The sequence below is a fragment of the Synechococcus sp. GFB01 genome, assembly GCF_001039265.1.
Lineage (GTDB): Bacteria > Cyanobacteriota > Cyanobacteriia > PCC-6307 > Cyanobiaceae > NIES-981.
Genome location: NZ_LFEK01000049.1, coordinates 1 through 14026, shown reverse-complemented (window position 1 = coordinate 14026; position 14026 = coordinate 1). Strand labels below are relative to the sequence as shown.

Below are 14026 nucleotides of genomic sequence, written 5' to 3'. Positions count from 1 at the left end.
CGCCCGCACCCCGCTGGCCTCGCTGGTCCACGGCGGCGGTGGCGCTGGCGGTGATGCTGCTGCTCGCCCCGCCCCTGTCGCTGCTGCCGAGGCGGCCCTGTCGCTGCTGCCCGAGGCGGCCCTGGCGGTGGTGGTGCTGGTCTATGCATTCGATCTGATCCGCCCGGCCGAGTTTCTGGCCATCCGCCGGGTGCGCCACCCGGAATTCCGCTGGGCGGTGATCGCGCTGGTGGGCGTGGTGCTGCTCGGCACCCTCGAGGGAATCCTGGTGGCGGTGGTGGTGTCGCTGCTCTCCCTGGCCCAGCAGGAGATGCATCCGCCGGTCTACGTGCTGGCACGCCAGGCCGGGACCGGCGCCTTCCGTCCCGCCGACGCCCATCCGGAGGCTCAGACCTGGCCTGGCCTGCTGATGGTGCGCGTGGAGGGACGGCTGTTCTTCGCCAATGCCCAGGGCGTGGCGGAGCGGATCCGCAGCCTGATCGAGCGCATCAGCCAGGGTGATGGTGCTCGACGGCCGGGCCATCATCGATCTGGAGTATTCCGCCCTCAAGATGCTCACGCAGGCCCGGGAGCAGCTCGAGCGTGAGGGCATCCGGCTCTGGCTGGCGGGCCTCAATCCCGGCGTGAAGGCCATGGTGCGGCGCAGCGAGCTCGGACACCGCCTCGGCGAGGCCGGGTTGCGCCCTCCCTCCCCGTGGCCATCGATCGTTTCGAGGCAGAGCCGGGCGGCCCGGCGGCAGCCTCCACTCAGCCATGACAGCCGCTCAGCCATGACAGCCACTCAGCCATGACAGATCAACGGATGCGTGTTGCGGCTCCACGGCGGCCTTCTCACACTGCGGTGAGGCCGCTCCGATCCCTCTCGCCTGCATGATCAGCACCGGCGCTCCGCCCCATGGCTCGATCAGCCGTGCCCCGGGCCGTCCCCCCGCCCGCGACATGGTGTGGATCCCGGGCGGCAGCTTCAGCATGGGCTCCGACCACCACTACCCCGAGGAGGCGCCGGCTCACCGGGTGCGCGTGGAGGGCTTCTGGATCGACCGGGCACCGGTCACCAACGCCCAGTTCCAGACCTTCGTGAAGGCCACGGGCTACGTGACCCTGGCGGAGCGGCCCGCCGATCCGGCCCTCTACCCCGAGGCGCTGCAGGAGCTGCTAGCGCCGGCCTCGATCGTGTTCGTGGCACCGCAGGGCCCGGTCGGCACCGGCGATCACTACCGCTGGTGGCAGTACGTGAAGGGTGCGAACTGGCGCCATCCGGAGGGGCCCGGCAGTTCGATCAAGCCCCGTGCCAAACACCCGGTGGTGCATGTGGCCCATGAGGATGCGGCCGCCTACGCGGCCTGGGCCGGCAAGGCCCTGCCCAGCGAGGCGGAGTGGGAGCGCGCAGCCCGCGGCGCTCTGGAGGGGGCCGAGTTCGCCTGGGGCGATGAGCTCCACCCCGGCGGCGTGCCGCAGGCCAACACCTTCCAGGGGGATTTCCCCCACCACAACAGCCGCCTCGATGGCTGGGAGCGCACCTCGCCGGTCGNCGTCTTTCCGCCCAACGGCTACGGCCTGCTCGACATGATCGGCAACGTGTGGGAGTGGACCGACGACTGGTACGCCGACCATGGCGACACGGTGCGGCAGCACAAGGCGTCCGGCGGCTGCTGCACGATCGACAACCCCCGGGGTTGGCAGCGCGAGGGAAGCATCGATCCGGCCTCCCAGCACGGCGCCATCCCGCGCCGGGTGGTGAAGGGCGGTTCCTTCCTCTGCGCTCCCAGCTACTGCCGTCGCTACCGACCCGCGGCGCGGATGGCCCAGGGGATCGACACCTCCACCTGTCACCTGGGGTTCCGCTGCATCGTGCGGCCCGCCCGGGCGGAGGTCGGGGCGGAATGACTCCAGCCGTGGCCGGACCCGAAGCGCTCGAGCACCTCTTCCGCATCCTGGTCAGCGGTCTGCGCTTCTCCCTGGAGGTGCTCTCGGTGCTCTGCGTGGCGGCGGGCCTCCTGGCGGCGCTGCGGCTGGCGATCCCCGCCCTCCTCCAGCGTCGCCGTCCTCACCGCACCGCCGCATCCGTGCGGCTCAGCTTCGGGAGCTGGTTGTCGATGGCCCTTGAATTCCAGCTGGGCGCCGACATCGTGGCCACCACGGCCGCCCCCAGCGGCGCGAATCTGCTCCAGCTGGCCGCGATCGCGCTGATCCGCACCTTCCTCAACGTCTTCCTGGCCAGGGAGATCGAGGCGGAGCGGAAGCTCGAAGACGAGCGGCCCCGCTCCGTTTCGTCGTCCTGATGTCCCAGCCATGACCTCCCTCTCCAACGAACTGGCCAAGGAACGGAACCGGGCGGCGGCCGAGCGCACCCTGATGGCCTGGATCCGCACCGCGCTCTCGCTGATCAGCTTCGGCTTCGGCCTCGAGCGGATCATCTCGGCGATCCAGTACACCCGGCTTGGGGACAGTCCCCATGTCGACCTCAGCGTGCGCCTGCTGTCGATGGGCTTCATCCTCACCGGCGTCAGCGCCCTGGCGGCGGCGACCGTGCAGCACCGCCGCGACCTGAGACGCATCCGCCGGGACGACTTCCTCTACACCGGCGGGGAGCGCTCGATTGCGGTGATCACCGCTCTGGCCCTGATGGTGATCGGCGCCATCGCCTTCCTGGTGCTGGTGCCGGGCATGTTCAGGGTGCCGGCAACGGGCTCCTGAGCCCACACCCATCCGCATCCCCGGTCTCCCTTCTGCCCTGATGAATCCCGTTGGCCCGGTGCTGGTCACCGCCACCCTGTTCACGATCATGTTCACCCTGGGGCTCGGCCTGCCCGGCAACCGGGTCGACCTGCTGCTCCATCGCCGGGCGCTGCTGCTGCGGGTGCTGCTGGGGAGCTGCGTGCTGGTGCCCCTGGTGGCCCTGCTGCTGCTGCGGCTGCCGCTCGGTGCGGCGATCAGCACCCCGGCCCGCTACGCCATCGCGCTGATGGCGGTCTGCCCGAGCGCCCCGCTCACCCTGCGCAAGGCGGGCGAGGCCCGCGGCAGCCGCCAGTTGGCGGCCCATCTGCAGGTGGGGGCCGCTCTGGCGGCCATCGTGTCGGTGCCACTGATGGCGGAGGTGTTCACCTCCACCTACGGCGTGCAGGGCTGGGAGATCACCCCCGGCCCGGTGGCGCTGCAGGTGGGCAAGGCCCAGCTCCTGCCGTTGGCCTGCGGTCTGGTGATGCGCCGCTGGCAGCCGGCCTGGGCCCAACGCTGGCAGGGCTTCTTCGAGAAGCTGGCCAACCTGCTGCTGCTGCTGCTGGTGCTGGCCGTGCTGGCGAAGAGCATCCACGTGCTCGTGCCCTTCATGGCCAACAACCTGCTGGCGATCGGGCTCATGGCGGCGATGGTGCTGGCGAGCCTGGCGATCGGCTGGTTGCTGGCTGGCCGCGATCCTGAGGAGCGGACCACCGTTTCGCTGGTGACCTCGATGCGCAACCCCGGCCTGGCGCTGCTCTTCGCCGCCACCTACGCCCCTCGGATGGAAGGCCTGAAGCTGGGCATCCTGGTCTATCTGNTCGTCACGGTGATCCTCGAGATCCCCTTCGTGCGCTGGCGGCAGCGGCTGGTGGCGCCAGCCTGAGCTGGGCGCGCCCCTCACTCCTCCCCTCCCTGCGCCCGTCCAGGCTCAGCCTGGCCTTTGGGCTTACTCTCCGCTGGAGCAGGCCCGCCGGGAGGGCTGGACCGTGGTCGAGAGGGCCCGGCTGTCGGTCGGTGGATCAGTCGATCCGTGGATCAGAAGAAGAACTGCACCCCCATCTGCACGCCGTTCTGAGTCAGTTCGAAACCATTGTCGGGGGACTCGCCGTTGTTGTATTCGAGTCCCAGGTAGCGCCAGGAGAGGTTGATCGTGGTGTTGTTGCCCACGGCATAGCCCAGGCCTATCTGGNCGTTGCCGGAAAGATCGCGGGAGCCGCTGATGCCGAATCCGCCGACATCGGCCCGCGCGAAGGCGCGCAGTCGGGGGGTCAGAAACACGGCGGCCTGGGCGCCCAGCATGGGTTGGGCCCAGGTGCGATCGATGCTGCCCTGGGCACTGAAGATCGGCTTGGACCCTTTCAGCAGCACCTGGGCATCCACATCGAGCTGGGTATCGATCAGGCGCACCCCCGCATAGGGAACGATGCTGAACTGACCGGGCTTGCCAACGGCCGCTTCCGGCTCCCCGATCCGATAGCGCAGGGCGAAATCGTAGATCCCGAGTTGAGAGTCGATCTCTGCTTTCCCCGTCAACAGGCCGCGCGGGGTGGTGGCGGCCGCCTCATCACCAAGCTTGCTGTAGTACAGATCGGTGAGCACGCCGAGGCGGCCTGTTCCACGCTGGCGCGCAGCGAGGAATACCACTGCAGTGCCGACAGCACCTCCCCGAGGTCAAGATCGGCCTCGGCCGTGCGCCCTTTGACCGTGGTAGTGGTGTCAAGCTTCAGCGGGGCCAGCATGTAGAGCTCCACGTTGCCGCGCCAGAGCTGATCTTCGTTGGCGGTCTGCTCGTTGGAACCCGCTGCGTCCGCCTGGCCTGAACTCACGTCTGCCGCCAGCGGCTGTTTCGGCCGTCGTGGCTTCGCTCGCGGGCGACTCGGCAGGGGCGGGCGCCGCGGAGACGGCGGTGCACCAGAGCGCTGCGCCGCCCACCAATCCGGTGGCCATGCGCAACAACCCCACCTTCGAGCATCGCATCGTGATTGGATTCGTGTGGAATCCGGTGACAGTTCAGCCGCGCAGCGTACAGGCTGCGCGGGGGAATTGCCGCTGCGCTGATCCTGCCGGTGATGGGTCTAACGCATTGCAGCGCCGCAGGCGGCGCTGGCACCGATCCAGCAGGCATCGCTCAGCCCTCCCTATCGAAAGGGCCTCCGTGGATAGGAGTCCAGGAAGGCCCGGGTCGGCGCTGCTGCCGTGTGCCGGGCACCTCGCCGCGGGCGATGGCGACGGGCTCAGACGGAGCCGTAGGCCACCTGGCAGGCGGCGTTCAGCAGCTCGGCCTCGGCGGCGTTGCTTGGATTGCGGCCGTTGAGGGTGCCCTGGTTGCAGTCGGCCGTTATCCGCACCGCCGTGTCGCCGGAGACCACCTCGAAGCTGACGCCCTGGGTGCCGATCGGCTCCACCGTGCCATAGAGCAGTTGATAGCTGCTGTTGGGCACCACGATGTAGCTGACCTCCGAGGTCACGGCATCGTTCACCGCATCGTTGATGATCGCCGCGGTGGCCAGGCTGGAGATGCCCCAGACCGCCGTATTGGCGGCCCACCAGCCCCAGGGGGGAGAGCTCCAGCCGCCGTACCAGCCCCAGCCCCAGGGCCGGGCGTAGCCCCAGCCGGGGCGGGCCCAGCCGGGATAGCGATCCCAGTAGTTATCCCAGCGCTGGTCGCGGTTGTCCCAACGTTGATCAGCCCGGTCGGTGCGCTCATTGACCCGGTCGCTGCGCACATCCGAGCGCTCCCCGAGCCGGTCGGTGCGTCCCTCCTGGCGGGAATCGACGCGTGTGCTGCGTTCATCCTGGCGAACGGTGGTGCGATCGGTCCTGCCGGATTGCCAGTCGCTGCGGGCTTCGGTGCGGCCGGCCTGGCGGTCGCCGACGCGTTCCCCACTCGTCCGCTGCGTGCTGGTGAGGGTGCGATCGCCACTGACCCGCTGGGTGGAGGNCTGCGGGGNCGGNTCGAGGCTGGGGCCGCTGCTGCTCCGCGACCGCTCACTCCAGCCGCCGGTGGGTTGTCTGGAGCCGCTGTTGAGGCCCGATCCGGAACTCTTGAACCCGCTCGAGCCAGTTGCGGGGCGACTCGCCCGCCCACCGCCGCCACCGGCGGATCGCCCGCCGCCACCGCCACCACCACGGCTACCGCGACCGCCGCCACCACCCCCGCCGCGGCCACCGCCACCACTGCGCGCGATCAGTGCGGAACCCTCAGCGCTGCTGTCGAGCGCCAGGGCCGGAGTGATGCCCGCCGGCAGAGCGAGAACGCCAATCAGGAGAAGACTGCATCCCGAGAGAGCCCGCTTCATCAGCGCACCTCCTTGCAACCGTCGTCGTAGCAGGAGAGGTTCACCCGGCCGGTGTCGTCGAAGCGCACCTTCACCAGGTCACGCCCCGCTGTGGTTTCGGGGCGGTCCTGCCGCACGCTGTTGAGGTAATTGGCGTTGACCACGCAGAGATCGCGACCGTTGAAGCAGATCGTGTTGGTGGAGAAACGGGCGGCGGCACCGCTGAGGGTCTGCCAGCTCTTGCTGCTGGCATCCCAGATGGTCATGCGCACCGGGTTCTCGGTGATCCGCACGGTTTCGGTGACGGTGCCGATCCGGTGCCGGTAGAAGGTGGCGTCGCCTTCCTCGGTGGCTTCAACCACACAGGCCTGGGGCTGACCGCCCCGGATGCTGCACTGCGTGCTCAGGGTGTAGAGGGTCCGGGACTGAGCCAGCGCAGGCCCGCTGCACAGACCGGCAGCTGCCAGGACCGAGCCGCCCAGGCAAGGCAGAACAAAGCTGGGAATCCGCATGGATCAACACTCTCCTGCGACGGATGACGAAGTCACCCTTCAACGTGGGTGCAGCCTCGGCCGTTGGCAGCGTTGTTGTAACGGACGGCGACAGGATCGATCGGCGACGCGGGCGCGGACCGGCAGCGGCCAGGCAGGCTCGCAAGAGCCAGTTGTTATTGAGAATCGCTTGCAAAAGGGCAGTGGTCTTGTTTAGGTTGCGAGTCATTCGCAATAAGCCCCGCTGCGGTGGCCATGAGTTTCCGCTTCCTTCCCGACGCCCCCGTCTCTGCCGTGCGGATGCCGGCCGGCCAGATGGTGCTGGTCGATCCCGCCCTGCGCCCGCAGGGCACCTGCCTCGAGGTGCTCGAAGGCGTGGCCCGGGTGTACTGCCCCTGTGAGGAGACCGAAGGCATGACCCTCGCCTTCCTGCAGGCCGGCGACCAGCTGCGCACGGATCGCCTCTGCAGCGAGGGGGTGTGCGTGGAGGCGCTCACGCCCCTGTGTTTCCGCAGCGATGCCGAACCGCGGGCGGGCGACGGCTTCGATGCCGTGAACGAATGGACCCTGCAGCTGCTCCGCATCCGCCACCTCGGCAGCGCCGAGCAGCGGCTGCACGCCCTGCTGGGGCTGCTGGTGGTGCGTCTCGGCCGCCGCTGCGGCAACTGGTGCGACCTGCCCTTCCGGCTCACCCATGAGCGCATCGGTGAGCTGATCGGCACCACCCGGGTCACCACCACCCGTCTGATCTCGCGCATCCGCCAGGCCCAGCTGCTCGAGGCACCGGTGGGTGAAACCGGCATGCGGCTGGCGCCCGCTCTGGTCGACGCAGCCCCCCTCGCCGCCGCAGCCTGATGAGCCCGATCGCCCTGCTACCGGCAGCGGCTGCCGTTCGTCCCCAGGCCAGCAGCCTGGTGGGCAGCCTGTGCCGTGAGATGGATCGCCTGCGCAGCCGCGCTGCCCAGGTGTCGGCCGACCTCGCCCGCTGTCAGAGCCCGGCGCTGCTGGAGCGCCTGCGCCGCGAACGCGCCCAGCTGGCCGATCGCCGCCGCGAGGTGCAGCAGGCTGCCCGCTCGCTGCGGCGGCTGCATCAGCTCCAGGACCCGCTGGCGCTCGCCTTCCTCGAGGAGCTGGCGCGGCGGCCGATCGCCGGGGGCTGAGCCGGTCTCAGGCCATCGAGGCCGGCTCGTGGCGGTCGGCGCCGAGCTCGCCGTCGATCACCAGCAGGGCGGCGGGATCGCCCTGGGCAAAGCGGATCCTGCCCAGCAGGTGGGCGGCCTGATGTTCCGATTCGATCTGACCCTGCACGATCGGATCGAGAAACACGGTGGTGCGCACGTCGCCGCCCCGTTCGGCCAGGGCGTAGAGCTGTTGCAGGGAGGTGGTCACGTCGGCCTCCATCTGGAACACCGCCGCAAAGATCTCCTCGGCGTCGCTCCACTGTTGGCGCGGGGCGGCGATCGGTTCGAGCTGCACCGTCTGGCCGCGGGCGATCAGATAGTCGGCCACCAGGCCGGCATGGTGCTGCTCGTCGGCGGCTTCATGCCGCAGGTAGTGGGCGAAGCCGCGCAGTTCGCGTTCGGCGAACCAGAGTGCAAGGGCCCAGTAGGCCGCGCTGGCCTGCCGCTCCATCGTGAGGTGGTGCTTGAGGCCCTCCAGCAGGTCGGGGTCCATCGGCTGGGCCATGGCCCGGCCCGCCGGGCCGGTGGCCACGCGGGGGCCGGCGCCGATCTGAAACGGTGACTGGACCATGGCGATCACGCGAGAGACCTGGCACTGCAGGCTAGTCGCGTCTTCCCTGCAGGCCAGCAGCCGAGGCGATCGATCGGTGCGCTGGTGACGGTATCCGACATCACATCAGGCGGTAACCCCCCCGGTGGCCGCGGTGCTGAACCGGCGCAAAGGAGAATCGATCGCAATAAGCTGACGTCAGGTCTCATGCGCCGTCAGGCGGCGCTGCACGGATGGCGAAGCCCCTCGGTTCGGCCGCTGACTCCTGCGAGCCCGGCGCAGCCCCCGCCTGGTGGGCTCCGGCCTGAACGCACAGAAGAAGAAGGGCTGCAAGCAGAGCAAGTGCTCCAAGTGGAAGGGCGGCCAGTGCCGCTGCGGCCGCGACTGACAGCCGGCGGTCTGCACCGATCAGCCGCGGCGTTGGATCAGCCGCGGCGTTGGATCAGCCGCGGCGTTCCAGGTTGGGGATCAGGGCCAGGGAGGCGACCAGGCCGAACAGCATGATCAGCACGGCTGGGGCCATGGCCGCGCCCACCCGCTCGTCGCTGGCGTACTGGAACACCCGCACCGCCAGGGTGTCGAAATCGAAGGGTCGCAGGGCCAGGGTGATCGGCAGCTCCTTCACCACGTCGACGAACACCATCAGGCTGCCCACCACCAGGGGCCCGCGCAGCAGCGGCAGGTGCACCCGCCGCAGCACCGCCAGCCAGTCGCAGCCCAGGCTGGTGGCCGTTTCATCGATGCTGGGGGGGATGCGCTCGAGAGCGGCATCGAGTCCCTGCTTCGACACGGCCATGAAGCGGTCGCCGTAGCCCCAGAGCAGCAGCACGACCGGGCCCAGACCGATGGGCCCCCCCAGCACGATCAGCCCGAGGGCCAGCACGCTGCCGGGGATGGCATAGCCCAGGCCCGCCACGAAGCTGAGCCGCTGCACCAGCGGCCGGGGACTCCAGCGCCGGCAGATGGCCAGCAGCAACGCCCCCAGGCAGGTGAGGCCCGTGGCGGCGAAGGCCAGGGCGAGGCTGCGGCCGGCGAGCCGCACCAGTTCCTGCAGCGGTTCCGCCTGCAGCCCCTGCCAGCCCTGCTGGATCCAGAGCACCGGGATGGCCGCGGCGGCCAGCGGCGGCAGGGCGGTGATCAGCTGGGCCAGGCCGGCCCGCCAGCCCTGCAGCGTCCAGACATGCTCGCCGCCGTTGCTCCCCTCCAGGTTCCAGCGGCGGCTGCGCCGTCGCAGCAGGCGCTCGGAGGCGATCAGGACCGCCACGATGGCGAGCGCCACCAGCGAGAGCAGGGCTGCCCCCTGCGGATCGCCCTCCACCTGCCAGCGGTCCAGGATCCCGGCCGAGAGGCTGGGCACACCCAGCAGCCGCACCGCCCCGAGTTCGTTCACCACCTCCATGGCGCTCAGCGCCACGCCGGCGCCGATCGAGGGCAGGGCGATCGGCAGGGCCACCCGGAAGAAGCTGGGCCACGGCCCNACGCCCAGGCTGCGGCTGGCTTCGAGCAGGCGGCGGCCGCTCACGGAGAAGCTCTCGGTGCTGAGCAGGAACACATAGCTGTAGTTGGCCAGGGTGAGCAGCAGCACGGCCCAGCCGAGGCCATGGATGCGCAGGCCGCGGTAGCTGCCCCAGTCGATCAGGCTCGCGGCCAGGAGGTAGGCGGGAAAGGCCATCGGCAGCAGCTGGGCGATGCGCAGCCAGCGGCGCCCGGGGAAGCGGCACACCGCCGTGAGCCAGCCGATGGCCGTGCCCAGCACCGCCCCGCTCAGCCCNTCCCCGGCCACCAGCAGCAGCGTGCCGCGGATCTGCTGCCAGCCATCCAGGCTCAGACCCAGCCCCGTTGCGGAGCGGCTGAGCAGGGCATCTCCGAGCAGGGCCAGCAGGGGCAGCAAGGCCAGCCCGCTGATCGCCAGCACCACGAGAAACAGCCCGGCGCGGCTGGATGGCCGGGCCGGGCTGCTGAGCGCGGTCAGGAGAGGAGCCGGGGCGCTCAACGCAGCAGCGCGGGTGCACTCATTGCCAGCCAGCTTGCGCCATCAGCTCCACCGCCTCGCGGTTGCGGCGTCCCAGCTGCTCGATCGTCACCGGTGAGGCCTTGAAGGTGCCGAAGGCCTTGAGGGTGGGGTTGTTCCCCCAGCNNTTGAGGGNGNTACTCGTTGTTGGCGGAGGCATAGCCCTCACCGGCGGTGGGCGAGCTCAGAAACTCGAGCAGCTTGCGGGCTCCCTCCGGATTGCGGGCGCTGCGGGTGACCCCGCCGGCGGAGATGTTGACGTGGGTGGGGTTGGGCCAGACCACCTTCACCTTGGCCGCGGCGGCCCGATCGGCCGGGTTGTCGCCCTGCAGCATGCGGGCCAGATAGTACTGATTGGCCACCGCCACCCCGCACTCACCCTGGCCCACGGCCCGGATCATCGGCGTGTCGGAGGTGAACAGCGGCTGCTTCAGGTTGGCGATCATCCCCTTCAGCCACTGCTGCGTGGCCGGTTTGCCGCGGCGCACCAGTTCGTCGGCGGTGAGCGACTGGTTGTAGACGCTGGCCCGGTTGCGCAGGCAGAGCCTGCCCTTGAACTCCGGGCGGGCCAGGTCGGCGTAGGTGCGGATCAGCCTGGGATTCACGATCGCACTGTTCACCATCACGGGCCTGGCACGGCGGGTGAGCGCGAACCAGCGGCCGCCGGGGTCGCGCAGATTGGCCGGCACGTCGCGGTTCAGTTCAGCGGAGCGAATCGGTTGGAACAGCCCCAGCTCCTGGGCGCGAACCACCCGCGCGGCATCCACCAGCACCAGCACCAGCAGGTCGGCTTTGCTGTTGCGGCCCTCACTGCGCAGCCGCTGGATCAGCTCGTCGTCCTTGCCCTCCAGCAGGTTCACCTTGATGCCCGTGCGGCGGGTGAACTGGGCGTAGAGCTGTTTGTCGGTGTTGTAGTGACGTCCGGAGTAGACGTTGACCTCCTGGGGGCGGGTCTGGGCCATGGAGGCGACCACCGCGCCAGCCAGGGTGGTGGCGGCGAGGGCCGTGGTGGCCAGGGCGGTGAGGGTGAGGCGCATCACGATCTGCCGGTGTTCGATGCACACGGGACACTGCCCTGGATCCTGTCGCGCCGATCTGGCTGTCCCCGTCATCAATGAGCGGAACGGGCGTAGCAATTGCTACGCGGCACCATTCCCCGCCAGGCCAGCTAAAAGCCCGCCGGTGCGGGCCGGCGGGCAGTGTGTCTGATGAGAATGGTCTGGGAGCGGTGCGCGGGATCGCCTCAGCGGCCGCGCTGCACCCGCACCGGCACCAGAACGGGCTGCATCAGGCCGCCGTCCTCGTTGTCGTCGTCGGAGTTGCCGGTGAGCCAGAGAGCCAGACCGAAGAGGGCGAGGACGCCGGTGAACAGCAGCAGTTCGGCCATGGCTGATGGAGCGTTGCTGGAACGTTAGCCAGCCTGGGAAGGCCGGCTGGTAGCAATGCAGGCGGTTTTCACGCCAGGGGAGCCAGGGCGAGGCCGAGTCCCGCCAGGCTCAGACCCACCGCCAGGCCCAGGGTCCAGCGCTGATCCAGCCGCCGCAGCGACAGGGCGGTGAGCGCCACCACGGCGGCGGAGGCGGCAGCGGCGCCGATCCACCAGGCGGCCGTGCCGGCGTGCTCCTGGCCATGCAGCAGGGCGTGCACGCTCACGGCGGCCGCCACGATCGGACCCAGCAGGCTGACGCGGGGTGCCTGCTGGCTGCGCTGGCTCTGCAGCAGGATCAGGCCCAGCGCGGCCACGGCCAGGGCGGCCAGCAGTTCGGCACCGGGCAAGGTGCTGCCCAGGCTGCCCAGCAGTGCGCCCACCACGGCGCCGCCGATCGCGAACAGCAGCACCTGGCCGCCCGCCAGGGAGGCCACGCCGCCCACCCCAACCAGGAGCAGCAGGTGATCGATCCCCAGCAGGGGATGGCTGGCGCCGGCGATCAGCCCCCCTCCGGCCACGCCGTGGGCGACGGCCGGCAGGGCCGAGAGCAGGCTGAGACCGCAGCCGGCGGCGGCCGGCAGGAGAAGGCGGCGGGTCACAGGTGAAGACATGATCTGGCGGTCCGGTCCACGCCGGCGGCGAAAGGTGGTGGATGGGGCGAGCGTTCTGACTGAGGCGGGCCGGCCTGGGGGGCAGGCGGCGGGGCCATCACAGCTGCGGGACAGTGCCGGACTGGGGAGAGACTCCCGCCACCGGACTTTCCTCGTTGCCTCCCCGGTCTGGATCCGGAGAACCCCTCATGCAGTATCGGTGCTGTGGGCCGGATCGGGCTGTTCAGGCGAAGCCTTTACCCGCGTCACGCGCCACGCAGGCCTGCAGCTGCCGGCGCAGCCTGGCGTGATCGAGCCCCTTGCCGATCAGCACGATCTGGTTCTTGCGCTCCGGGCCGGGCCAGTCGCTGTCATCGATCGAGAAACGCTTGCCGGCCAGGTGGAACACGTGCCGGCGCTGGCTCTCGTTGAACCAGAGGATGCCCTTGGCCCGGAACACCTCCGGGGGCAGCTGGTTGTCGAGGAAGTTCTGGAACTTGCGCAGGGCGAAGGGGCCGTCGCTCTGGAACGACAGCGACGTGAACCCTTCGATCGCGTGGGCCTCCTCGCCATGGGCGTGGTGGTGCCCGTGGTCGTGCTCATGGTCGTGCCCGTGCCCGTGCCCGTGATGGTGATGGTGATGGCCGTGAGCGTGGTCATGCACGCACTCGCCGTGCTCGTGGTCGCAGTCGCTGTGGTCCTGCCGGGCGACAACCCTGTCGCTCTCGAACAGCCCCACGCTGAGCAGCAGCGGCAGCGGCACCTCGCCCTTCACCGAGTGCAGGATGCGGGCGTCGGTCTTGATGGCGCGCAGCTGCCGCTCCACTTCGGCCAGGCGCGGCCCGTCGACCAGATCGGTCTTGTTGAGCAGGATCATGTCGCCGTACACGATCTGGGAGCGGGCGACCTCCCCCTCGAGCATCTCGCCGCCGAAGTTCTCGGCGTCGACCAGGGTGATGATCGAATCGAGCCGGGTGGCATCGCGCAGGTCGCTGCCGAGGAAGGTCATGGCCACCGGCAGCGGATCGGCCAGACCGGTGGTCTCCACCACCAGATAGTCGACCGGATCGGGGCGCTCGAGGATCCGATACACGGCGTCGAGCAGTTCACCGTTGATCGAGCAGCAGATGCAGCCGTTGCTCAGCTCCACCATGTCGTCGCCGGTGGCGACCACCAGGTCGTTGTCGATGCCGATCTCGCCGAACTCGTTCACCAGCACGGCCGTCTTGAGGCCCTCCTGGTTGCTGAGGATGTGATTCAGCAGGGTGGTCTTGCCGGCTCCCAGGAAGCCGGTGAGGATCGTCACGGGCAGGGGCGCGGCGGCCGCATCGATCACGGCATCGGCATCGATCACGGCATCGATCACGGCATCGGCCTGAGCGGCGGGCATGGAGGCACTGGGACTCATTCTCAGACCTTAGGTTTCAGGAGGCGTGGGCGGCGCTGCGGCCCTGGCGCCGCTGGCAGTCGGCGCACAGCCCGAAGAATTCCAGGGTGTGGAACAGGGGCAGGAAGCCGTGCAGCTCACCGCCCGGCAGCTCCAGGGCATGCATCGGGCAGTGGCTCAGCCGCTGGGTGCTGCCGCAGTCGACGCAGGTGAGGTGATGGTCATCCCGCTCGGTGGGGGCGAACAGGGCCTCGCCGCTGGGCAGGTGGCGGCAGCGCACCAGMCCCACTGCTGCAGCTGCCGCAGGTGTCGGTAGACCGTGGCCAGGCCCATCGGCGCGCTGCTGCGGCGCAGCTGGGCATGCAGATCCTGGCCGGAGAGCTCGCCG

At 69.9% G+C, this 14026-nt stretch carries 15 protein-coding genes, 2 pseudogenes and 1 riboswitch; of the genes and pseudogenes, 8 read left to right on the top strand and 9 right to left on the bottom strand.

Annotated elements, in window-relative coordinates; all coding sequences use genetic code 11:
- From SYNGFB01_RS07400 to SYNGFB01_RS07380, 6 genes and pseudogenes are all read left to right on the top strand, one after another.
- Nucleotides 1–586, top strand: a pseudogene (locus SYNGFB01_RS07400) (hypothetical protein); the annotation flags it as partial.
- Complete coding sequence (locus SYNGFB01_RS15400; RefSeq protein ID WP_053068387.1) at nucleotides 552–791, top strand: hypothetical protein; 240 nt, start codon at nucleotides 552–554, stop codon at nucleotides 789–791. The pseudogene SYNGFB01_RS07400 and the gene SYNGFB01_RS15400, both read left to right, overlap by 35 nt.
- A gap of 79 nt (nucleotides 792–870) precedes the next feature.
- The gene (locus tag SYNGFB01_RS07395) at nucleotides 871–1887 is read left to right on the top strand and encodes a formylglycine-generating enzyme family protein (protein WP_235299985.1); all 1017 of its coding nucleotides are present in this window, start codon (nucleotides 871–873) and stop codon (nucleotides 1885–1887) included.
- Entirely contained in the window at nucleotides 1884–2282 is a 399-nt protein-coding gene (locus tag SYNGFB01_RS07390) for a DUF1622 domain-containing protein (RefSeq protein ID WP_048017545.1), read from the top strand. The genes SYNGFB01_RS07395 and SYNGFB01_RS07390 overlap by 4 nt, the downstream gene beginning before the upstream one ends.
- Before the next feature lie 10 nt (nucleotides 2283–2292).
- Entirely contained in the window at nucleotides 2293–2697 is a 405-nt protein-coding gene (locus tag SYNGFB01_RS07385; protein WP_048017544.1) for a YidH family protein, read from the top strand.
- A 40-nt stretch (nucleotides 2698–2737) separates the two neighbouring features.
- Nucleotides 2738–3604: a bile acid:sodium symporter gene (locus SYNGFB01_RS07380; protein WP_048017543.1), complete on the top strand. Its 867-nt coding sequence runs from the start codon at nucleotides 2738–2740 to the stop codon at nucleotides 3602–3604.
- A 646-nt stretch (nucleotides 3605–4250) separates the two neighbouring features.
- Here SYNGFB01_RS07380 and SYNGFB01_RS14235 read toward each other — a convergent pair.
- Both SYNGFB01_RS14235 and SYNGFB01_RS14570 read right to left on the bottom strand, forming a co-directional pair.
- Nucleotides 4251–4547 carry a hypothetical protein gene (locus tag SYNGFB01_RS14235; RefSeq protein ID WP_152669574.1) on the bottom strand — a complete coding sequence of 99 codons (297 nt, stop codon included), beginning with the start codon at nucleotides 4545–4547 and terminating at the stop codon, nucleotides 4251–4253.
- Nucleotides 4548–6019: 1472 nt separating this feature from the next.
- Nucleotides 6020–6361: a hypothetical protein gene (locus tag SYNGFB01_RS14570; RefSeq protein ID WP_161795865.1), complete on the bottom strand. Its 342-nt coding sequence runs from the start codon at nucleotides 6359–6361 to the stop codon at nucleotides 6020–6022.
- A 384-nt stretch (nucleotides 6362–6745) separates the two neighbouring features.
- Here SYNGFB01_RS14570 and SYNGFB01_RS07360 point away from each other — a divergent pair, with 384 nt between their 5' ends.
- Entirely contained in the window at nucleotides 6746–7345 is a 600-nt protein-coding gene (locus tag SYNGFB01_RS07360) for a helix-turn-helix domain-containing protein (RefSeq protein ID WP_048017540.1), read from the top strand.
- On the top strand, nucleotides 7345–7650 hold the full coding sequence (locus SYNGFB01_RS07355) for a hypothetical protein (protein WP_048017539.1): 306 nt from the start codon (nucleotides 7345–7347) through the stop codon (nucleotides 7648–7650). The genes SYNGFB01_RS07360 and SYNGFB01_RS07355 overlap by 1 nt, the downstream gene beginning before the upstream one ends.
- Before the next feature lie 7 nt (nucleotides 7651–7657).
- On the opposite strand, the gene SYNGFB01_RS07350 is transcribed toward SYNGFB01_RS07355, so the two are convergent.
- The 7 genes and pseudogenes from SYNGFB01_RS07350 to SYNGFB01_RS07325 all read right to left on the bottom strand — a co-directional run.
- Entirely contained in the window at nucleotides 7658–8242 is a 585-nt protein-coding gene (locus SYNGFB01_RS07350) for a ferritin (protein ID WP_048017538.1), read from the bottom strand.
- Between the two features lie 421 nt (nucleotides 8243–8663).
- Nucleotides 8664–10214, bottom strand: a complete 1551-nt coding sequence (locus SYNGFB01_RS07345) for an ABC transporter permease (RefSeq protein ID WP_369795513.1) — start codon at nucleotides 10212–10214, stop codon at nucleotides 8664–8666.
- Nucleotides 10211–11296: an extracellular solute-binding protein gene (locus tag SYNGFB01_RS07340; protein ID WP_369795512.1), complete on the bottom strand. Its 1086-nt coding sequence runs from the start codon at nucleotides 11294–11296 to the stop codon at nucleotides 10211–10213. The genes SYNGFB01_RS07345 and SYNGFB01_RS07340 overlap by 4 nt, the downstream gene beginning before the upstream one ends.
- 179 nt (nucleotides 11297–11475) lie before the next feature.
- Entirely contained in the window at nucleotides 11476–11619 is a 144-nt protein-coding gene (locus SYNGFB01_RS14895) for a hypothetical protein (protein ID WP_200900076.1), read from the bottom strand.
- A 68-nt stretch (nucleotides 11620–11687) separates the two neighbouring features.
- Nucleotides 11688–12260, bottom strand: a complete 573-nt coding sequence (locus tag SYNGFB01_RS07335) for a HupE/UreJ family protein (RefSeq protein ID WP_235299984.1) — start codon at nucleotides 12258–12260, stop codon at nucleotides 11688–11690.
- 39 nt (nucleotides 12261–12299) lie between these two features.
- A riboswitch (cobalamin riboswitch) is annotated at nucleotides 12300–12474 on the bottom strand.
- Nucleotides 12475–12495: 21 nt separating this feature from the next.
- Nucleotides 12496–13641, bottom strand: a complete 1146-nt coding sequence (locus tag SYNGFB01_RS07330) for a GTP-binding protein (RefSeq protein ID WP_235299983.1) — start codon at nucleotides 13639–13641, stop codon at nucleotides 12496–12498.
- A gap of 34 nt (nucleotides 13642–13675) precedes the next feature.
- Nucleotides 13676–14026: pseudogene (locus tag SYNGFB01_RS07325) on the bottom strand (Fur family transcriptional regulator); the annotation flags it as partial.